This is a genomic window from Luteimonas qiangzhengi, assembly GCF_039548515.1.
GTDB lineage: Bacteria > Pseudomonadota > Gammaproteobacteria > Xanthomonadales > Xanthomonadaceae > Luteimonas.
Genome location: NZ_JBCLVE010000002.1, coordinates 17,867 through 36,712, shown reverse-complemented (window position 1 = coordinate 36,712; position 18,846 = coordinate 17,867). Strand labels below are relative to the sequence as shown.

The 18,846-nt window shown below is 65.8% G+C and carries 17 protein-coding genes and 1 pseudogene; 8 read left to right on the top strand and 10 right to left on the bottom strand.

Annotated elements, in window-relative coordinates:
- Positions 1 to 38: 38 nt before the first annotated feature.
- From WCE59_RS00365 to WCE59_RS00345, 5 genes and pseudogenes are all read left to right on the top strand, one after another.
- A pseudogene (locus WCE59_RS00365) lies at positions 39 to 389 on the top strand (DUF1428 domain-containing protein); the annotation flags it as partial.
- A complete protein-coding gene (locus tag WCE59_RS00360) occupies positions 375 to 746 on the top strand; it encodes a DUF1428 domain-containing protein (protein WP_343257082.1) in 372 nt (123 codons plus the stop codon). The pseudogene WCE59_RS00365 and the gene WCE59_RS00360, both read left to right, overlap by 15 nt.
- A gap of 11 nt (positions 747 to 757) precedes the next feature.
- Positions 758 to 1,240: a VOC family protein gene (locus WCE59_RS00355; RefSeq protein WP_343256727.1), complete on the top strand. Its 483-nt coding sequence runs from the start codon at positions 758 to 760 to the stop codon at positions 1,238 to 1,240.
- 13 nt (positions 1,241 to 1,253) lie between these two features.
- A complete protein-coding gene (locus WCE59_RS00350) occupies positions 1,254 to 2,057 on the top strand; it encodes an NRDE family protein (protein ID WP_343256726.1) in 804 nt (267 codons plus the stop codon).
- A complete protein-coding gene (locus WCE59_RS00345; RefSeq protein WP_343256725.1) occupies positions 2,054 to 3,469 on the top strand; it encodes an alpha/beta hydrolase family protein in 1,416 nt (471 codons plus the stop codon). Before WCE59_RS00350 ends, WCE59_RS00345 begins: the two co-directional genes overlap by 4 nt.
- Before the next feature lie 127 nt (positions 3,470 to 3,596).
- Here WCE59_RS00345 and WCE59_RS00340 read toward each other — a convergent pair whose 3' ends face one another.
- The 5 genes from WCE59_RS00340 to WCE59_RS00320 form a co-directional block, all read right to left on the bottom strand.
- Positions 3,597 to 4,037 carry a hypothetical protein gene (locus WCE59_RS00340; RefSeq protein WP_343256724.1) on the bottom strand — a complete coding sequence of 147 codons (441 nt, stop codon included), beginning with the start codon at positions 4,035 to 4,037 and terminating at the stop codon, positions 3,597 to 3,599.
- An 8-nt stretch (positions 4,038 to 4,045) separates the two neighbouring features.
- Positions 4,046 to 4,240: a PspC domain-containing protein gene (locus tag WCE59_RS00335; RefSeq protein ID WP_343256723.1), complete on the bottom strand. Its 195-nt coding sequence runs from the start codon at positions 4,238 to 4,240 to the stop codon at positions 4,046 to 4,048.
- A 17-nt stretch (positions 4,241 to 4,257) separates the two neighbouring features.
- Positions 4,258 to 5,325 (bottom strand): class III poly(R)-hydroxyalkanoic acid synthase subunit PhaC, encoded by a 1,068-nt coding sequence (locus WCE59_RS00330; protein ID WP_343256722.1) that lies wholly within the window; start codon positions 5,323 to 5,325, stop codon positions 4,258 to 4,260.
- Between the two features lies 1 nt (position 5,326).
- On the bottom strand, positions 5,327 to 6,427 hold the full coding sequence (gene phaE / locus WCE59_RS00325) for a class III poly(R)-hydroxyalkanoic acid synthase subunit PhaE (protein WP_343256721.1): 1,101 nt from the start codon (positions 6,425 to 6,427) through the stop codon (positions 5,327 to 5,329).
- Between the two features lie 81 nt (positions 6,428 to 6,508).
- Positions 6,509 to 8,329, bottom strand: coding sequence for a 3-hydroxybutyrate oligomer hydrolase family protein (locus WCE59_RS00320; RefSeq protein WP_343256720.1), 1,821 nt, complete (start codon positions 8,327 to 8,329; stop codon positions 6,509 to 6,511).
- 85 nt (positions 8,330 to 8,414) lie between these two features.
- Here WCE59_RS00320 and WCE59_RS00315 point away from each other — a divergent pair, with 85 nt between their 5' ends.
- Complete coding sequence (locus WCE59_RS00315; RefSeq protein WP_343256719.1) at positions 8,415 to 9,080, top strand: response regulator transcription factor; 666 nt, start codon at positions 8,415 to 8,417, stop codon at positions 9,078 to 9,080.
- A 61-nt stretch (positions 9,081 to 9,141) separates the two neighbouring features.
- On the opposite strand, the gene WCE59_RS00310 is transcribed toward WCE59_RS00315, so the two are convergent.
- The 3 genes from WCE59_RS00310 to WCE59_RS00300 all read right to left on the bottom strand — a co-directional run bounded on the left by WCE59_RS00310 (position 9,142) and on the right by WCE59_RS00300 (position 13,656).
- Positions 9,142 to 9,642 carry a hypothetical protein gene (locus WCE59_RS00310; RefSeq protein WP_343256718.1) on the bottom strand — a complete coding sequence of 167 codons (501 nt, stop codon included), beginning with the start codon at positions 9,640 to 9,642 and terminating at the stop codon, positions 9,142 to 9,144.
- A gap of 125 nt (positions 9,643 to 9,767) precedes the next feature.
- Entirely contained in the window at positions 9,768 to 10,256 is a 489-nt protein-coding gene (locus tag WCE59_RS00305) for an NUDIX hydrolase (RefSeq protein WP_343256717.1), read from the bottom strand.
- 58 nt (positions 10,257 to 10,314) lie between these two features.
- Complete coding sequence (locus WCE59_RS00300) at positions 10,315 to 13,656, bottom strand: hybrid sensor histidine kinase/response regulator (RefSeq protein WP_343256716.1); 3,342 nt, start codon at positions 13,654 to 13,656, stop codon at positions 10,315 to 10,317.
- A gap of 169 nt (positions 13,657 to 13,825) precedes the next feature.
- Between WCE59_RS00300 and WCE59_RS00295 the strand changes: the two genes are divergently transcribed.
- Positions 13,826 to 14,254 carry an HIT family protein gene (locus WCE59_RS00295; RefSeq protein ID WP_343256715.1) on the top strand — a complete coding sequence of 143 codons (429 nt, stop codon included), beginning with the start codon at positions 13,826 to 13,828 and terminating at the stop codon, positions 14,252 to 14,254.
- A gap of 24 nt (positions 14,255 to 14,278) precedes the next feature.
- Here the strand turns inward: WCE59_RS00295 and dcd are convergent, their stop codons facing one another.
- Positions 14,279 to 14,851 (bottom strand): dCTP deaminase, encoded by a 573-nt coding sequence (gene dcd, locus WCE59_RS00290; RefSeq protein ID WP_343256714.1) that lies wholly within the window; start codon positions 14,849 to 14,851, stop codon positions 14,279 to 14,281.
- A 50-nt stretch (positions 14,852 to 14,901) separates the two neighbouring features.
- On the bottom strand, positions 14,902 to 15,750 hold the full coding sequence (gene apbC / locus WCE59_RS00285; protein ID WP_343256713.1) for an iron-sulfur cluster carrier protein ApbC: 849 nt from the start codon (positions 15,748 to 15,750) through the stop codon (positions 14,902 to 14,904).
- Between the two features lie 174 nt (positions 15,751 to 15,924).
- On the opposite strand from apbC, the gene WCE59_RS00280 reads away from it, so the two are divergent.
- Positions 15,925 to 18,795 carry a TonB-dependent receptor domain-containing protein gene (locus WCE59_RS00280; protein WP_343256712.1) on the top strand — a complete coding sequence of 957 codons (2,871 nt, stop codon included), beginning with the start codon at positions 15,925 to 15,927 and terminating at the stop codon, positions 18,793 to 18,795.
- Positions 18,796 to 18,846 lie beyond the last annotated feature (51 nt).

The window sequence follows — 18,846 nt, the reverse complement described above, 5'->3', positions numbered from 1 at the left end:
CCTGTCGTGACTACACAGCAATCAGAGGAGCAATCCCGATGACCTATGTTCAAGGATTCCTGGCCGCCGTCCCGACGGTCAACAAGCAGGCCTATCTCGAACACGCCCGCCAGGCGCTGCCGCTGTTCAAGGAGTACGGCGCCGCCCGCATGGTCGAAGCCTGGGGCGACGACGTGCCCAAGGGCAAGCGCAACGACCTCCAGGGCGCGGTGCAGGCGACCGCGGAGGAAGCCGTGGTGTTCGGCTGGATGGAATACCCGGACAAGGCCACGCGCGATGCAGCGTTCGAGAAAATGATGGCCGATCCGAGCATGCAGGAAATGCCGGAGATGCCTTTCGACGGCAAGCGCATGATCTTCGGCGGCTTCGATCCGCTGGTTGATGCCGGCAGCGCCCGCGGCGGCTATATCGACGGCTACCTGCTGCCGGTCCCGGCCGGCAATCGCGAGGCGTACCGCGAGATGGCAAGCAAGGCGGCCGACGTGATCCTCGAATACGGCGCCCTGCGCGTAGTCGAAGCCTGGGGCGACGACGTGCCCGAGGGCAAGGTCACCGACTTCCGCCGCGCGGTGTTGGCCGAAGAAGGCGAAGGGGTCGTGTTCTCCTGGATCGAGTGGCCATCAAAACAGGCGCGAAACGAGGCCTGGCCGAAGCTGATGAAAGATACGCGCATGCCGGGCAGCGAGATGCCCTTCGACGGCAAGCGCATGGTGTACGGCGGCTTCGAAACCATCCTGGACGACTGAGGAGACAAGCCATGGGCAAGATGATCACCTGCATCGCCTTCAAGCATGGTCAGGCCCGGAAGGCGGCGGAGTTCTACGCCGCGACCTTCCCTGACAGCCGGGTCGGCAAATCCATGCACGCTGCCACCGACTATCCCGGTGGCGAACGTGGTAACGAATTGACGGTTGAATTCACGGTCCTGGGACGGAAATTCCTGGGCCTGCAGGGTGGCCCCGAGTCCGCGCCCACCGATTCGGTCAGCTTCATGGTGCTGACCGAAAACCAGGCCGAGACCGACCGCTACTGGAACGCAATCGTCGATGGCGGCGGCAGCGAGAGCGCGTGCGGCTGGTGCAAGGACCGCTGGGGCTTTTCCTGGCAGATCACCCCGCGGGCGCTGCTGGAGGCGATGACCGACCCGGACCGCGAAGCGGCCGGACGTGCGATGCAGGCGATGATGACGATGAAGAAAATCGACATCGCCGCGATCGAGGCCGCGCGCAAAGGCGACTGATAGAGTCCGGGCCATGTGCCTCATTGCCCTGGCCTGGAAGGTCCACCCGCGCTACCCGCTGGCGCTGATCGCCAACCGCGACGAGCTGCACGCGCGGCCGACGGCGCCTGCCGGATTTGATCCCGATGCGCCGCACGTGTACGGCGGTCGCGATCTGGTGGCCGGCGGCGGCTGGCTGCAGGCGTCCACGCGCGGGCGCCTGGCGGCGGTCACCAACGTGCGTAACGGCCTTTCGCCGGAAGCTGCGCCGCGCTCGCGCGGGTCGCTGGTACGCGACTTCGTGCGGGGCAGTGGAAGCGCACTGGCGTCGGTGCGGGTCCTGCAGAACGAAGCCGAACAGTTCGGCCCGTTCAACCTGCTGCTGTGGGACGGCCGCGACCTCGCCTTCGCCAGCAACCAGCCGCGGGCCCAGCACGCACCGGTGACACCGGGCATCCATGCCATGTCCAACGGCGCCTTCGACGCGCCCTGGCCCAAGAGCACCTTGGCTACGCGCGCACTCGAATCATGGATCCAATCGCTGCCCGATAGCGGAGCCGCCGCCAGCGCCGCTCCGGATATCGATCCACTGTTCGCCGCCCTGGCCGACAGAGCCATCGCGCCCGACAACACCCTGCCTGACACCGGCGTGGGCATCGATCTGGAGCGCAGACTGTCCCCGCCGTTCGTCCTGGATCATGAGTACGGCACCCGCTGCAGCACGGTGGTGCTGGTGGGCGATGACGGCATTCTGTTCGCCGAACGCCGCTTCGATCCGAGCGGCGTGCCTGCGGGTGGATCTTCGACATGGCAACCTTTCCAGGAGCGCCCTCAATGAGCATCATCACCCGCGGCCGCCCGCTCGCCGCCGCCATTCTGGCCGCCGCGCTCCTGGGAGGTTGCAGCAACGACGCCCCGGAGCTGCCGGCCAAGCTCGCCTGCCAGGTCGGGGCCTGGACCTTCGACAGCGGCGAAACGATGGTGTTGGCGCCGGCCAACGGCAACCTCCGCTACCGCTTCCTCGACGGACGCATCGGGCTGTTCCGGGCGGAAGACGACCAGGGACGATACGCGGCGCTGGAGGGCTGGCGACAGGACGGGCCGACGGTGGCCTCGGCCACCTTCGGGCCCTGCCCGGCCGACCGGATGGAGTTCGAACTCCGGGACGGCCCTGTCGGCACCGCCACGCGGCTGGATCTTCCAACGCAGGACACGACGTTCACCAGCGGCGATCTGACCCTGCGCGGACGCCTGGTGATGCCGGCGCATGCGGACGGCCCGGTGCCGCTGGCCGTGCTCGTGCACGGCTCGGAGGACTATTCGGGCGTGGACGTCTATCCCACGCAGTACCTGCTGCCGGCCCAGGGCGTGGCGGTGTTCGTCTACGACAAGCGCGGCACCGGCGGCTCGCAGGGTGAATACACGCAGGATTTCCACGTGCTGGCGGACGACGCCGTCGCCGCGCTGGAGACCGCCCGGCGCATGCGCCCGGGAGGATTCTCGCGCACCGGCTTCCTCGGCAGCAGTCAGGGTGGCTGGATCGCCCCGCTGGCGGCATCACGCGCGGACGTCGACTACGTGGTTGCCCAGTACGGCCTGGCCGAGACCGCGTTGGCAGAAGATCGCGAGCAGGTCATGGACGACCTGCGCGCAGCCGGTCACGACGACGAAGTGCTGGCCAGGGCGCGCGGGATCACGGACGCAACCGCGCTGCTGATCACATCCGGCTTCACCCGCGGCTTCGAAGAGCTGGATGATGTGCGCCGCAGGTACGGCGACGAGCCGTGGTTTGCCGACGTGCGCGGAGACTTCACCGGTCGGATCCTGGACATGCCGGCCTGGCTGCCGCAGTGGGTGGCGCGCGCGATATTCGCGCGCCTGGATGTGCAGACAAGCTGGGAATACGAGCCGATGCCGGTGCTTGAAGCGCTCGCAATGCCACAGCTTTGGATCATCGCCGGCGAGGACCTGGAGGCGCCCAACGCCGAGACGCTGCGGCGCATCCGCCTGCTACAATCCCGCGGGGTTCCGGTGGACCTGGCGGTGTTCCCGGACACCGATCACGGCATCTATGAATTCGCCGAAGGCGAGGACGGGCGCATCATGCTGCGCCACCCGGATGGCTACCTGCGCCTGCTGGCGGAGTGGATCACACACCCCCGCCTGGAGGGGGAATACGGCAGCGCACAGCTGGAGCCCACCCCACAAAGCAGAAGGCCCAGTCTCCCGGGTATGACCCCGGATGGCTGAGCCTTCCTTGTCGAAGCTGTTGCCGTCCGGCTTTCGCCTTCCCGCTTTTTCTTCGACGGTTGCAGGTTACTGCAGGCTTCGTTAGCACCACGTCAAATCGCTTCACCGTTCATCGGCAACCTATCGCTCACCCCCATGGCCACCAGCCGCGACCGGTCAGCGCGTAGCGATCCGCGGCACGCTCGAAGCGGTTGCGTACGCTGATCCCGCCGCATAACAGGTACAGCGGCAGGAACAGCGGTCCCAGCACCATGTACTGGTGGACGTGGGCGCGTTCATGGTCGCCCAGTCGCATCGGCGCTTCCTGGCAATGTCCCGCGCGGCGCGCATAGCTCATGCAGCGCACGTCCAGCGACGGGCCGGTGTGGATGATCACGTTGCCGAAGGTGATTGCCCCGCCCGGCCCCCAGGGCCAGCGGTTGAAGACCACGGCTAGCTCGTCGCGGTCCAGGTGCGCGCGCGCGCCAAACGGAAGCCCCGCTGTACCAAGCACCAGCCCGAGCAGCGTGTTGGGCAACGTCCACGCCATGCCCAGTGCACGCAGCGCCAACAGGCCGAGCCGGCCCATGCCGCCGCTCAGTCGCCCTCGGGCATCAGCAGCCACAGGATCAGATACACAAGAATCCCGGGGAAGGCGGCTGACAGCACCGAGCCGACGACGTACACGACCCGCAGCATGGTGGAGTTCCAGCCGAAACGGCGGGCGATACCGCCGATGACCCCGACGAGTACGCGGTCATCCGTGGCGCGGGACAGAGTGGGTTTGGCCATGGTGGCGGTTCTCTTGCTTACGACCTTTCGGCCAGCCATTGATGGATTGCGCTGGGCACTTCCTTCTGCGCCCGGCCGGACACGTAGATGCCGATATGCCCGCCTCGGAATGACAGCTCTGAGTAATCGCTGCTGCCGACCACGTCTTTCAGCGCGCGCGACGCATCGGGCGGCACCAGGTGGTCATGCTCGGCATAGATATTGAGCACGGGCATCTCCACCAGACCAAGGTGCACCTCATCATCACCGATGGTGATGCCGCCGTTGATGAATCCGTTGCCCTGGTAGAACTGCTTGATGAACTGGCGGAAGGCCTCGCCGGCCTGGTCGGGTGAATCGAAGATCCATTTTTCCATGCGCAGGAAGTCCTCAAGCGCCTTGCTGTCGTCGAGGATATCCACCAGCCCAACGTACTTCTGCACGAACAGGCGCCAGGGTTTCAGGGTGAGGTAGGTGAAGTTCATCAGGTCCGCCGGCACGTTGCCGAGGGTGTCGACGAACAGGTCCACGTCCAGGTCCCGGGTCCAGTTGGACAGCATGTTGTCCGGGGTGTGGAAGTCGACCGGGGTGACCATGGTGATCAGGTTCTGCACCTTCTCCGGATTCAGGGCCGCGTAGCACAGCGAAAACGCCCCGCCCTGGCAGATGCCCAGCAGGTTGATCGCGTCCAGCCCGAAGGTTTGACGCAGGTGGTCAACCGCGCCGCCGATGAAGCGCTGGATGTAATCCTCCAGGGTCAGGAACCGGTCCGACCGGTCCGGATAACCCCAGTCGATGATGTACACATCCTCGCCCCGCGACAGCAGGCCCTGGACGATGGACCGGTCGGCCTGCAGGTCAACCATGTACGGCCGGTTGACCAGCGCGTAGCTCATCAGCAGAGGCACCTTGGCGGTCGGAGCCTTGTCACCGATGAAGCGGTACAGCACGACCTTGCCGTCGCGCCAGACTTCCTGCTTCGGGGTTGCGCCGTAGTCGAAATCACCCACTTCGCGCAGGCTCTGCAGCCCGGCGCCGAGCTTGCGCTGCATGCGCGCGGCATCTTCCACGATCCGATCCATGCCGATGTTGAGCGGTCCGGTCATCTCAACCCTCCGTCCGTTTGGTGGTGGCCTTGCGCGCCGGGCGTGCCTTCTTCGCAGCCATCTTCTTCGCAGCCTTCTTCGTTACCTTTTTCGCTGTCTTCTTTGCCGGCGCTGCACGCTTGGCGGCGGTTGTCTTCTTTGCGACCTTCGCCGCAGGCCTGTCTGCCTGCCCAGCCTCAACCAGGTCACGCAGGCGACGCACCGCGCGCTCCAGCTCGACAATCTTGCGATGGGCGCCGTCCAGCTCGCTGCGGGTCGGCAGATCGAACTGGCGGCTGGCCTGCTCGATCTGTTCCTGGATGCCCGCGCGCAGGCGCATCTGGGCATTGGCCAGGTCGGCATAGGCCTTGCGGAACTCCGTCGACAGCGCGATTTCCGCGTAGGCCTCTTCGGCAGCATCGATCCACAGATCGAACAGCGCGCGCGGCGAATCAATCTGCCGGCCCGGCTCCTCATGCTCAACCAGCATGCTTTCGAAAACATCGAATGCGGACCGGGAGGCCTTGCGCATCAGCGCGTTGTAGACGCTGTCCGCCTGCTGGTATTCGATATGTGCCTGGGCCAGCTGCTGCAGCCGCTCCTGATGCTCACGGGTGACACCGAACGCAGGCAGGCCCAACCAGGCCTTGCCCTCCCGCAGGGTGGCGTCCAGATAGGGCGCCGCGCTTTCCATCCACTGGTCGATGCCCTTCAGTCCCTCGCCGCGCATGCTGCCCAGCATCTGCGCGAACATGTCCTCACCGCCGCTGCGCAGCGACTCGCGCCAGGCCGATGCAACGTCGCGCGCGGCATGGTCGCGTCCGGAAAACTGCGCTGCAATGTCCTGCATCTGGGCGAACCAGGTCCGCGCCTGGCTGTTGAAACGCCCGACCGCGTCGTCGGCGCCGGTACTGTTTCCCCGGGCCTGGCGGCTCCACCAGTCGATCGCATCCTGCCAGCCCTGCATGCCTGCGGCCTGTCCCGGCGCAGCGCCACCGTGCATCGCGCCCGACCCCGGCACTGCACTGCGCATCGTCTCGGCCCACGCACCCCAGTACTGCTGTGCAAGCTGCTCGAAATCCGCCGGGCTCCACGGCCCCTGCTGCCACCTCTTGTCCGTCATCACGCTCTCCCGGGATATCTGGCGATCATAGCAACGGCCCATGCAAGGCATGTGCAGCCTGACCGGGACAAGTGAACCGGATTACGGAATGGAGAGCTGTTCCAGTGTTGGCACCGCCGCGCCCGCACGGTCCGCAGACCTGATCTCGGCATCCGCTGGAAGCGCAGCGCCGCCATCAAGGTGGGCCGTTACCTGATCCAGCGCTGCATGCACATAGGGAATCAGCGGCACATAGCGCGCGGTGTAATCGGGCAGCACCAGGAAGCCGTCGAAATGCTGCGCCCCATGCACCCGCCACAGCGAGACCTGGCGACCTGCGATACGCGCCCAGGCGGCGTACGGATCACTGGTGAAGGCAATCGGAATCAGGCCATCTTCGACACCGTGGACCAGCACCACCGGCAGCCCGGCGCGTGGCAGGCCGGCACGCGTGGCGGCCACGCCCTCGCCGATCCGGCGCGCCGCTTCGCTCCCGTCCGTGGCCAATGCCCGCAAGCATTGCACTCCGGCCAGGGTCGGATCCGGCATTGCTGCCTGCGGGTCGATGATGCCCACGCCGTTGCCGGGCGGGATGCCGCTGGCGTCGCTCCACCATGCGGCACGTTCGGTGGCCGTGGTCGGACGCGGACTGAAATCAGCATTCTGTGCGGCAAACCCGAAGCCGCAGGGATGCTCGCCGGCACGATAGCGGCCATAGGCCGAAGCGTAGGTCACCGCCACCGCACGCCACAGATCGAAATCGACCGACAGCGCTCCGGCCCGCAGCGCCTGATCGCTCCAGCCCGCATCACGCAGCTGCTGCCAGGCGGAAGCCGCCTGCCGTGCTGTGTCGGCGCCTTCCACCAGACCGGCTTCGGCCAGCGATGCGCAGCGCGCGGCGCGCAGCGGCGCGGAAGCCGGCGACAGTGGCGACATCGGCAGGTCGTCGCGACCGGCCAGGGCGCAGGGCATCAACAGGGCCGCCTCGGTGGTGTAGTCGTACAGGCTGCGCGAGCTTTCACCCTGCGAATAAATACTGGGCTCTCCGGCCACCACCGCATCCAGCCAGTCGCCTTCCAATTCCGCGGCGCGCAGCACAGCACCACCGCCGTTGGAAATGCCGACGGCGATGATGCGGGTGTTGTCGAAGGTAAACGGGCCCTGCCCGGGAAGGGCTTCTTCCAGGGCGTGCAGGCCGAATTCAGCGGCCTGGCGCACATGCCGGCCCCAGTCCGCTTCCGGGTTGTCCTGCGAGTGAGCGTGGGCAAAGGCCACGCCCGATGCATCGGCCGCGGCATCTGGAACGAACACCGCCGTGTCACGAACCGCCCCGGCCTGGCCGGCGGCGTCCACACCCACGCCGGCATCCAGGTCGAAATAATCGCTGCCCGCACCCTTGTCGGTGTAGGCCACCGCGCAGCCGCGCGGCAGGCCCCAGCCGCCAGCGACGGCGATCGATCCATAGATGCCGCGCGAACCGGAGGACGCCGTCACCACCAGGCAGCGGCGGCCGGCATCGAACGCGTCTGGAAGCTGCAGCATCACGCGGTGTGGATGGTTCGCTCCCGGCAGCTGCGCCAGCGCGTGGAATTCGCGCCCGGGCACCGGATCCAGGCTGCCGAATTCATCGCCCACCCCGCCCGGGCGCAGGTCGGCAATGCCGCGCCAGCTCGTCCACAGCGCGCGCCGACGCAGCTCATCGGCCGTCGGCTGCTCCGGATCTGCGAAGGCCGGGGCGACCGGCGTACGCAGCCCGGCCACGCCCAGACCGGCGCTGAGCAGGTCGTCGCCATCTCGGTGAACGCTGTTGCGCAGGTCGGTAAAGGTCATGGTCTGCTGGGCTGCCGGTCCACTGCTGGACGCACAGGCTGCCAGCAGCATGGTGAGCGCGAGGGTTGGAATACGGACGGATTTTGCCTTCATGCAGCGACGATATCAGCCGCTGCCTGCACCGGCATCGTACCTTCGTACAGCCAGCGCCCCCCTTCGCGCACCCTACAATCAGATCATGCCCACCCTTCTGATCGCCGACGACCACCCCCTGTTCCGCGCCGCACTGCGCGGTGCGGCGCTGGAAGCCGTGCCGGACACGGTGGCCTGCGAAGCGGATTCATTCGACGGCGTGATCCAGCAGCTGGAAACGCATGCGGAGATCGACCTGGTGCTGCTCGACCTGCATATGCCGGGCAACCATGGCCTGGCAGGGCTCGCCGCCATCCGTGCGCAATTTCCGGCAGTGGCTGTGGTGCTGGTCTCGGCCAACGAGGACCCGCAGGTGATCCGCCGTGCGCTGGATCACGGCGCTGCCGGCTACATCCCCAAGAGCGCGGGGCTGGACGAAATGCGCGAAGCCATCCGCACCGTGCTGGCCTGCGAGCAGTGGTTGCCGCCTTCGCTGCGCAGTGCGGTGGAGCGCGCCGATTCACTGCCCGGCGACGCCGACCTGGCCGGCCGCCTGGCAAGTCTGACGTCACAGCAGTTCCGTGTACTGACACTGGTGGCCGAGGGCCTGCTCAACAAGCAGATCGCCGATCGCCTGGACGTGCAGGAACGCACGGTGAAAGCGCATCTGTCGGCTATCTTCGAAAAGCTGGGCGTGCGCAACCGCACCCATGCCAGTGTGGTGCTGCGCGAGCTGGAGATCGGCGATCCTGCGCGCCGGCTGAATTCCTAACTACACGACAAATATCAGATCATCTGCACTCTATCTCAGCGCCCCACCTATACGACGCAACTCAATTGCAGGTCGGATCGTCCAAGTCCAATGACCCGCCAGTACCGGTCTCATGACACGTAAATCTGACTCCTCGAGTAAGGCAGATGGAACTAATTCCCGTCGGCTTACCGTCCCGATACATCTTGCCGTTGTTGCATGTCAACTCAATGGCACCGTCGTGATCATCTATTGGGGTATCAAATATCAGATGCGTGGCTGGCAGGAAAAGGGGTCCAGAAGAATGAATTACTCTGGACCCCGGGAAATAAATCCCCTCCGCAATGCCTATCACTCCTTCAGCCCCGGCCTCCAGTATGGCGTCCTCGAAAGACACCACCGGCTCCATATCCTCAAAGTAAAGCACTGACGCTTTCTCTGCGGCGATTCTTGCGCCTCCGTCAGCGGCAACGGCCTCTTTATTACCGACTACCAAGCGTTCGCCGATCGCTGTCGACTGCGCCAACACACTTCCTGTGACGACGACACCTGCGAGACAAACCAACCCAAGAAGACGTTTCATCCCTAACCTCTCCTGTAAGTATTTTCTCGACCGTAGCCCAGTCATCTACGCACCTCAACTCCGGCCCGCCTTTAGCGGGTTCTCCTCTCGAGCAATCCTGACGATCAAGCGAAATTTGTTCACTCTCAGATCCGCGAGTAGCTCCACGACTGCATGCGCCCGTCGCGGTACGGCATCACCCCGTGGAAAGCCCGCGGATCGTCATCGAACACCAGCGGCAGGAACTCGCGGTCGCCCTCCCACAGCGGCAGTTCCATGATCCGGTCCACCGGCACCCACTCCAGCGTGCCTTCGGGGTTGGATTCGTACGGCGTGCCGCTGTAGCGGTCGATCACGAAGACGAAGCCCAGCCAGTCCTCGCCATTCTTGCCGAAGCCGGGCCAGCTGATGGTGCCGCGCAGACGCAGCGCATCGCATTCGATGCCGGCCTCTTCGAGGATCTCGCGGCGCATGCCGGCAACCACGTCTTCGTCGGCTTCGATCTTGCCGCCCAGGCCGTTGTATTTGCCCAGGTGCTGGTCATCCTTGCGCGCGTTGCGGTGGATCAGGAGTGCTTTGCTGCCATCGGGCGAGAGTACATAGCCAAGGGTCGCGACAATCGGTGTGTAAGGCATCCGGCCATTGTATCCACCCCTCCTGTAGGAGCGCGCCACGCGCGCGAAGCCGCGTGAATCACAGTTGGGCCGCGAGCATGCGGTCGAGGACGGATTTCAGCGCCAGCGGACGCACCGGTTTGGACAGCAGCGCCAAGCCGACGTCGAATGTTTCCCTGCGCACTTCCGCAGTCCCATCCGCGCTCAGGATCAGCGTGGGCCGCGCGCCGAACCGCTCGGTCAGTCGTGCGTGCAGCGCCACCCCGGTATCGCCATCGTCCAGGTGGTAATCGAACAGCCACATCGCACAGGGGCGGATTTCGAGCACCGCGGCCGCTTGCATGCCATCGGCCACGACTTCCACCTCACAGCCCCATCCCCGCAGCACACCCGTCAGTGCTTCCAGCGCCATCGGATCGTTGTCCACCGCCAGGATCCTGGTGCCGGCCAGCCGTGCACGTGCCGGCACCGGCGCAGCCACCCGCGGACCGGGCGCGCGCGGCAGCAGCAGGCTGAAGGTGGTGCCCCGGCCGACGGTGCTGTTGACCCGCAGCGGCGCATCCAGCAGGTCCGCGATGCGCTCGGCGATCGCCAGGCCGAGGCCAAGCCCCTGCCCGGCCGCCCCTTCTCCACGGCGGAACTCCTCAAAGATCGAGGCCAGCTGCGCCGCCTCGATCCCCGGCCCGGTGTCGTGCACTTCGATGCGCAGCCGGTCGCCCTGCGGCCGCACCCCCAGCAGCACGCGCCCTTCCCGGGTATAGCGCACCGCGTTGGCCAGGAAATTCTGCAGCACCCGCCGCAGCAGCTGCGGATCACTGCTGGTCCAGGCCCGGCTCGGGCGATAGCGGAACACCAACCCGCGTGCCGCTGCCAGCGCGCCGAATTCCGACGCCAGTGGATCCAGCACCTCCGCCAGCGGGAAGCGGCGCGGCTGCGCCACCAGTCCGCCGGCCTCCAGCCGCGACATGTCGAACAGGCCGGTCAGCAGGTCACTGGTCGAATCCAGCGCGCCGCGGATCTGCCCCAGCTGCTCCTGCTGCGGACCACCCGGCAGCTGCCGGCTCAGCGAATCGGTGAACAGCTGCGCCGCGTGCAGCGGCTGCATCAGATCGTGCCCCACTGCGGTCAGGAACCGGCTCTTGGCATCGTTGGCACGCTCCGCCTCGCGCCGCGCCTGGTCCAGGCTGGCAGTGCGATCGGCCACCCGCTGCTCCAGCGTTTCATTGGCCTGCCGCAGGCCCTCCTCGCTGCGCCGGAACGCGGTCACATCGGTGAAGGTAGCCACGAACCCGCCGCCCGGCATCGGGTTGCCTCGGATCTCGATAATCGCGTCATCCGGAAACCGGCGCTCGGCCACATACGGCGTGCCCACGCGCATGTGGGCCAGGCGCTTGTCCACTTCCAGCTGCACATTGCCGCCACCGGCGAGCCCGGCGCGCACGTTGTAGCCGACCAGATCAGCCACCGGCACGCCAACCCGCAGCAGCTCGGCGGGATAGTCGAACAGTTCGGCATAGCGCGAATTCCACGCCACCAGCCGCAGGTCGTAATCCACCACGCTGATGCCCTGGCTCATGTTTTCCAGCGCGGCTTCCAGCACCCGCTGGTTGAAGCGCAGGTCCTGCGACGCCTCGCCAACGATGGTCGCCACCGTATCCAGATCCGGTCCGGCTTCGCGCCGGGCAGCATCCAGCAGCAGCCGGGCCGAGGCGCTGCCAAGGACAGCGGACAGCTCACGCTCCAGCCGGGCCTCGATGGCTGCCGGTACCGGTCCGCTGGTGGGCGCATGCGCCAGCACCTGGTCCACCAGCGCCGGCGGGAGGAAGCGCCGCCCGGCCCGACGCAGCGTTTGCCAGTCGGCCGTGCCGGAGCGGCGATCCCCGTCGCGGTGCTCGGCCAGTCCCACCAGCACCGTCACCAGCGTGCCAATAAACAGCGTCGCTCCGACCGCACGACCGAGCCGGCTCCAACCGGTGAGCCCGAACAGCCCGTCCGGCGACAGCCACGCCAATCCCAACGGTCCCTGCATCAGCCAGGTGGAATCGGTGCCCGCCAGCGCCGGCACCAGCATCACCCACGCCCAGATCGCAAATGCGGCCAGCACGCCGGCGATGGCCGCCCGCGGCGGCGTCTGCGGCCGCCAGACGGCGAAGCCCAATGCCGGCGCCAGCGTGGCCAGCGCGGAGAACGACACCGCGCCGATATCGGCCAGCATTTCGCTCTCGCCCACCACCCGGCCGTAGGCCCAGGCCAGCAGCATGATGGCCAGGATCCCGGCGCGCCGCAGCAGCAGCAGGCCGCCGCGGTGGTCGCGCTCCCCGCTCCCGGTCCGCGACCAGGCGCCGCGCAGCAGCCCCGGCGCAAACCAGTGGTTGCCGATCATGAGACTCAAGGTGAGCGTGCTCACGATCACCATGCCGGTCGCCGCGCTCAGCCCGCCGAGGAATGCAAACAGCGCGATCCCGTTCGCACCCTGCGACAGCGGCACCGCCAGCGCATACATATCCGAGGGCACGCTGTCGCCCAGCAGCGCCATGCCCGCCTTCGCCAGCGGCAGGCCCGGGATCGCGATCAGCAGCAGGTACAGCGGGAACTGCCAGCGCGCCGTGCGCACGTGGGCCTCGTCGCGACACTCCACCACCGCCACGTGGAACTGATGCGGCAGGATGAACATGGCCAATCCGCCCAGCAGCATCAGCGGCACCAGTCCGCCAGTGGACGGCCCCCCGACGGTCGAAACCAACGGCGCGGGCGGCACTTCCGGCAGCGGCCCCAAGGCCAGCCACACGAATGCGCCCAAGGCCAGCATCGCCCCCAGCTTGAACAGCGACTCGAACGCCAGCGCCAGCACCAGCCCGCGGTTATGTCCGGCCGCGCTGACCCGCCGGGTGCCGAACAGCATGGTGAACAGTGCCATCGCCAGAGCCACGTACAGGGCGCTGTCACGCCACGGCGGCACCTGGGCCACGTCCACTACCATGGCTCCGGTCAGGATGCCGAAACTCATCGTCACCGCCTTCAGCTGCAGGGCGATGTACGGGATCAGCCCCAGCGCCGCCACCAGGGTGACGGTGGCAGCCAGCCACGCATCCTTGCCCAGCCGGGTGGCGATCAGGTCGGCCAGCGAAGTGGAGTTGCTCTCCCGCGCCAGTCGCACCAGGCGCATCATGAATGCGAAAGTCAGGGTGTAGAACAGGATCGCGCCAAGGAACGTCGGCGGCAGCGGCCAGCCGTGCCGGGTGGCCTGGGTGATCGTGCCGTAGAACGTCCACGAGGTGCAGTGCACCGCCAGCGACAGCACATACACGTGTCGCCAGTGCCGGGCAAAGGCCTGTGGATGGCGCTCGCCAAACAGCGCCGCGGCAAACAGCACCCCCAACCACAGCAGTGCCGCCAGCCCGACCGCCCCCACGCTCAGCATGTGCGTCCCACCCGTGTGTATTGCCCCGTGTGCACTGCGCCGGTGTGTCCTGCTATTTCCCCATGCCGCCCATGCCGGCGCCGCCGTCGAGCATAGCGCAGCCATCACGCGGGCCGGGTACCCTGAACTTCCCCGCAGCAGCCTTGGGCCAACGCCCCGGAGAGGCGTCATGACAAGACACACAGACCCCGGCCCCTACGCCTTGGACGAACGCCTGGCCGCGGACTCCCACCCCGTCCACACCCTGCCGCTGTGCGAGCTGCGGCTGATGGACGATGCGAATTATCCGTGGCTGGTGCTGGTGCCGCGCGTCGCCGGCGCGCGCGAACTGATCGATCTGGATCCGGCCCAGCGTCTGGAACTGTCGGACGAAATTGACCTGGCCCAGCACCTGCTAAAGGAAGGCTTCCGCCCGCACAAGCTCAACGTCGCGGCACTGGGCAACCTGGTGCCACAGCTGCACGTGCACGTCATTGCCCGGTTCGAAGATGACCCGGCCTGGCCGGCCCCGGTGTGGGGCCGCGTCACGGCCCACCCCTATTCGCCCGAAGCGCTGGTGGAACGGATCAGGTTGCTGCAGGCAGGCCTGCTGGGCTGATCCATGCGGGGCTGAGCCCCGCGGTCAGGTGCGCGGCAGGGTCACCCCGGTTTGCCCCTGGTACTTGCCGCCGCGATCCCTGTAGGAGGTTTCGCAGACTTCATCGGACTGGAAGAACAGCATCTGGGCCACACCCTCGTTGGCGTAGATGCGCGCCGGCAGCGGCGTGGTGTTGCTGAACTCCAGGGTCACGTGGCCCTCCCACTCCGGCTCAAGCGGGGTCACGTTGACGATGATCCCGCAGCGCGCGTAAGTGCTCTTGCCCAGGCACACCACCAGCACATCGCGCGGGATGCGGAAAAACTCCACCGTACGCGCCAGCGCAAACGAATTGGGCGGAATGATGCACACGTCATCCACCACGTCGACGAAGCTCTTCGGATCGAAGTTTTTCGGGTCGACAATGGTGGAATTGATGTTGGTGAACACCTTGAACTCGCGCGAGCAGCGCACGTCGTAGCCGTAGCTGGAGGTGCCGTAGCTGACGATCCGCTCGCCATCGGCCGCGTGCTTCACCTGCCCGGGTTCGAACGGCTCGATCATGCCGCCCGGAACCTCGGACATGCGCCGGATCCAGCGGTCGCTCTTGATGCTCATGCAGTACTGTTCCTCAGCAGGCGGCAGTGAGCCGCGCATTGTAGCCGTGCTTACAGCAGCGACGCCGAAATCGAGACCTTTGCCCGCGGACGCTTGTCCAGCTCCTCGACCAGCCGCTGGGCCACATCCCGATAGGCCTGTGCGGCAGACGAATCCGGCTGCGCCGCCACCAGCGGCGTGCCCACATCGCCCTGCTCGCGGATCCGTGCTTCCAACGGCAGCGATCCAAGCAGCGGGACGCCGTACTGTTCAGCCATTTTCACCGCGCCTCCCTGGCCGAACAGGTGCTCCACGTGGCCGCAGTTGCTGCACACGTGCTGGGCCATGTTTTCCACCAGTCCCAGGGTGGCAATATCCACCTTCTCGAACATCTTCAGCGCCTTGCGCGCATCCAGGGTGGCGACTTCCTGCGGCGTGGTCACGATCACCGCACCAGCCACCGGAATCTTCTGCGCCAGGGTCAGCTGGATGTCGCCGGTGCCCGGCGGCAGATCCACGATCAGGTAATCCAGCCCTTCCTCCCCGCCCCAGCGGGTATCAGCCAGCAGCTGGCTGAGCGCCGAAGTGGCCATCGGCCCGCGCCAGATCATTGGCGTGTCGGACTCCACCAGCAGGCCGATCGACATCGCTTCCAGCCCGTGCGCGCGCAGCGGGATGATCGACTTGTTGTCCGGGCTTTCCGGCCGGCCCGAAATCCCCAGCATGGTCGGAATGCTCGGCCCGTAGATGTCCGCATCCAGCACGCCCACCCGGGCACCCGTGGCGGCCAGGGCCAGGGCCAGGTTGACCGAAGTGGTGGATTTGCCGACCCCGCCCTTGCCGGAGCCGACCGCGATGATGTTGCGCACGTTGGGCAGGGGGGTCAGTTCACCTTGAACGGCACGGGCATGGATACGCAAGGCGGGGGTCTCCTGAATGATTAAAGGCGTTCACCAATTCTACCCGTCTCACCCACTCCCACCCGCACCGCAGGCATTGCATCCCGGAATCAGCTGTGGCATATGTTACGACGCTGTTAATTCATATCAGCTTCATTTATTAGGCACCAACACACTCGTAGGGGATCCCACCGAATGACCACCCAGCTCCGGAAATCACTGCGGCTCAGCCCGCTAAGCGTGGCTCTGGCCAGCACGCTCTTTGCTGTCAGCGGCTTTGCCACAGCCCAGGACGCCCAGGAAGAAGCCACTGCCCAGGAAACCCAGTCGCAGTCGACTACGGCACAGACGCTTGACACGGTCACGGTGGTCGGCTCCCGCATCGGACGCGCGGAGATCGAGGGCCCGGCCCCGGTGACCGTGATCACCCGTGCAGACATCGACCGCGAAGGCTTCCAGACCGTCGGCGACATGCTGCAGTCGCTGACTCAGCAGAGCACCGCCAACTTCACCGGCGACCTGGCCGTGGCTGGCTTCACGCCGAACGCCCAGGTGGTCAACCTGCGCGGCCTGGGCCCCGGGTACACGCTGACCCTGGTCAATGGCCGCCGGCCGCCAGACTATCCGCAGCCGTACAACCGCGATAACAACGTGACCAACGTCCGGGCAATTCCGAGCGCGATCGTAGAGCGCATCGAAGTCCTGACTGGCGGCGCCTCGGCAATCTATGGCTCCGACGCCATTGCCGGCGTGGTCAATATCGTCACCCGTCAGAACTACGATGGTAACCAGATCCGCGTCACCGCCGGCACGACTGCGGACGGCGGCGGCGACAGCATGGCCTTCGAATACACCGGCGGCACCACTGGCGACCGCTGGAATCTGATCTACGCGGTGCAGTACAACGCCAACGAGCCGGTCTTCGCCAGCCAGCGAAGCTACCTCGCCGACACTCGCAACAACCCCTATGGGATTGATGTGAACCCAGGACTGTCCCTGGTGGCGCTGAGCCTGGGCGGCGTCACCGCCCCAGGAAACCATAACGGACTCTATGACGCCGACGCGTGCGACGCCTTCGGCTACACCACCGTCACCACGCCGACCCGTGGCCTGTATTGCGGCAGTTACACCAGCTCCGCATCGCAATCGATTTCCAACAAGCAGGAAACCTGGGCCGGCTACCTGTCCGGCACCTTCGACCTCACCAACTCCACGCAGCTGTTCGGCACCCTGAGCCTCTACGATTCGGAAGCCCAGTCTTCCAGCGGAACCGAGTTCTGGGGCACCTCGGGGGATCGCTTCACCTCCACCGCTTCTGGTTCAGCCACCGGGTATTACTTCGATTCAGTACATGGTGATTTTTTCCAGCTGCAGCGCGTATTCATGCCGTTCGAGCTGGGCGGCAATGAGGCCGCAACCACCGTATATGACGAGCGCATGTACGACATCACCTTCGGTGCCACTGGCGTGTTCGGCAGTCGCTTCGACTGGGAAGCCAGCGCCAACTATGGCAAGTACGAATACGAGACCGACCGACCGCGCCTGCTCGCCAAGGCGGTTCACGACTACTTCCTGGGTGACCTGCAGGGTTACTACTCCAACGGCGCGCCGATTTACGCGCTGAACATGGACCGGTGGAACACGCCCATCACCCCTGATATCTACCGCTCATTCTCTACCCGGGCGTCGAATATCGCGGAAACCAGTGCGGCCACGGTCAACTTCAACGTCTCTGGTGACCTGTTCGAGCTTCCTGCGGGTGCAGTCGGCTTTGCCGGTGTGATCGAGGGCACGCGCCAGACCATGGAGCTGGAAAGCGACTGGCGGACCGACCAGATCCGGGAAATCGACGAACACACCATTTACAACCTGACCAGCTCGGGCATCACCGACGGCACCCGCGAGCGCTACGCATTGGGCGTGGAGTTCCGCGTGCCGATCCTGGACAGTCTGACCGCCAACCTGGCCGGCCGCTGGGACAAGTACGACGACATCACCGCAGTCGATGATGCCTACACCACCAACTTCGGTCTGGAATGGCGTCCCTTCACCAGCCTGCTGCTGCGCGGCACCTATGCCACCAGCTTCCGGGCGCCTGACATGCAGCTGGTGTATGCGCAGGGCGCAGCCTCGTATTCGGGGTTGTTCGACGAATACGCCTGCCGCTCGGGCGACTATCTCGGCCAGGATGGTCCCGGGCGGACGGTTACTGCCTGTCAGGAACAGCCGGGCGACCCAACCTCTTACACGGGCCAGACCCTTATTGCAGGCAACCCCTTGCTGAAGGAAGAGGAAGGCGAAAGCTGGGGCTTTGGCCTGGTCTGGGACATCATCGACAACATGTCTCTCTCGGTCGATTACTACAGAATCCGTCTGGACGATAAGGCCGCCGCCCTCACCGCAGGCTATATCCTGCAGAACGAAGCCAACTGCCGGCTGGGCGTCAACCGCGACGGCGACCCGTTCGAGTACGGCATGGACTCGGACTTCTGTCAGAACATGACTTCCCTGGTCACCCGCACCGACGCTCCCGAGGGAACCCCGCTTGACGGCCGTATCCAGTCTCTCAATGCGGCCTACATCAATAGGGCACATCAGGACGTCAGCGGCATTGACGCAAACTTCCGGTATAACTTCGATACCGACCGCTGGGGCAGGTTCCTGGTGGATCTGGGTTACACCATCCGTTTGACTGACAAGTCCCAGCAGTTTGCGGACGATCCTATCGTCGATTACCGCGATCAGTGGGACTACGATCCGCGCTCACGCGTCCGTGGTTCGCTGGGTTGGAACATCAACGACTGGACGGCCACTTTGTTCGGTACGCGACTGGGTGCCAACCAGAACTGGGCGGAAACAGATCGTCTGCGGCCGTATATCACGTACAACCTGCAGGTCGGTCGCCAGATGGGTCCGAACACCAAGGTGGAGGCCACCATCGTCAACCTGACGGACAACCAGTTCCGTTACGACGAGACCTACACCAGCTACCCGTACTTCTACAGCTATCAGGGCGCGGACCCGCTGGGCCGTCGCTTCTTCCTGTCGCTTACGCATCGCTTCTGATCCACGGTGCATTGAAGACAAAGCCCGGCGCATGCCGGGCTTTGTCCGTTT

Coding starts and splice junctions, on each gene's coding strand:
- WCE59_RS00355 (WP_343256727.1), top strand. CDS start 758: ATGGGCAAGATGATCACCTGCATCGCCTTCAAGCATGGTCAGGCCCGG.
- WCE59_RS00350 (WP_343256726.1), top strand. CDS start 1,254: ATGTGCCTCATTGCCCTGGCCTGGAAGGTCCACCCGCGCTACCCGCTG.
- WCE59_RS00345 (WP_343256725.1), top strand. CDS start 2,054: ATGAGCATCATCACCCGCGGCCGCCCGCTCGCCGCCGCCATTCTGGCC.
- WCE59_RS00340 (WP_343256724.1), bottom strand. CDS start 4,037: ATGGGCCGGCTCGGCCTGTTGGCGCTGCGTGCACTGGGCATGGCGTGG.
- WCE59_RS00335 (WP_343256723.1), bottom strand. CDS start 4,240: ATGGCCAAACCCACTCTGTCCCGCGCCACGGATGACCGCGTACTCGTC.
- WCE59_RS00330 (WP_343256722.1), bottom strand. CDS start 5,325: ATGACCGGACCGCTCAACATCGGCATGGATCGGATCGTGGAAGATGCC.
- phaE (WP_343256721.1), bottom strand. CDS start 6,427: ATGACGGACAAGAGGTGGCAGCAGGGGCCGTGGAGCCCGGCGGATTTC.
- WCE59_RS00320 (WP_343256720.1), bottom strand. CDS start 8,329: ATGAAGGCAAAATCCGTCCGTATTCCAACCCTCGCGCTCACCATGCTG.
- WCE59_RS00315 (WP_343256719.1), top strand. CDS start 8,415: ATGCCCACCCTTCTGATCGCCGACGACCACCCCCTGTTCCGCGCCGCA.
- WCE59_RS00310 (WP_343256718.1), bottom strand. CDS start 9,642: ATGAAACGTCTTCTTGGGTTGGTTTGTCTCGCAGGTGTCGTCGTCACA.
- WCE59_RS00305 (WP_343256717.1), bottom strand. CDS start 10,256: ATGCCTTACACACCGATTGTCGCGACCCTTGGCTATGTACTCTCGCCC.
- WCE59_RS00300 (WP_343256716.1), bottom strand. CDS start 13,656: ATGCTGAGCGTGGGGGCGGTCGGGCTGGCGGCACTGCTGTGGTTGGGG.
- WCE59_RS00295 (WP_343256715.1), top strand. CDS start 13,826: ATGACAAGACACACAGACCCCGGCCCCTACGCCTTGGACGAACGCCTG.
- dcd (WP_343256714.1), bottom strand. CDS start 14,851: ATGAGCATCAAGAGCGACCGCTGGATCCGGCGCATGTCCGAGGTTCCG.
- WCE59_RS00280 (WP_343256712.1), top strand. CDS start 15,925: ATGACCACCCAGCTCCGGAAATCACTGCGGCTCAGCCCGCTAAGCGTG.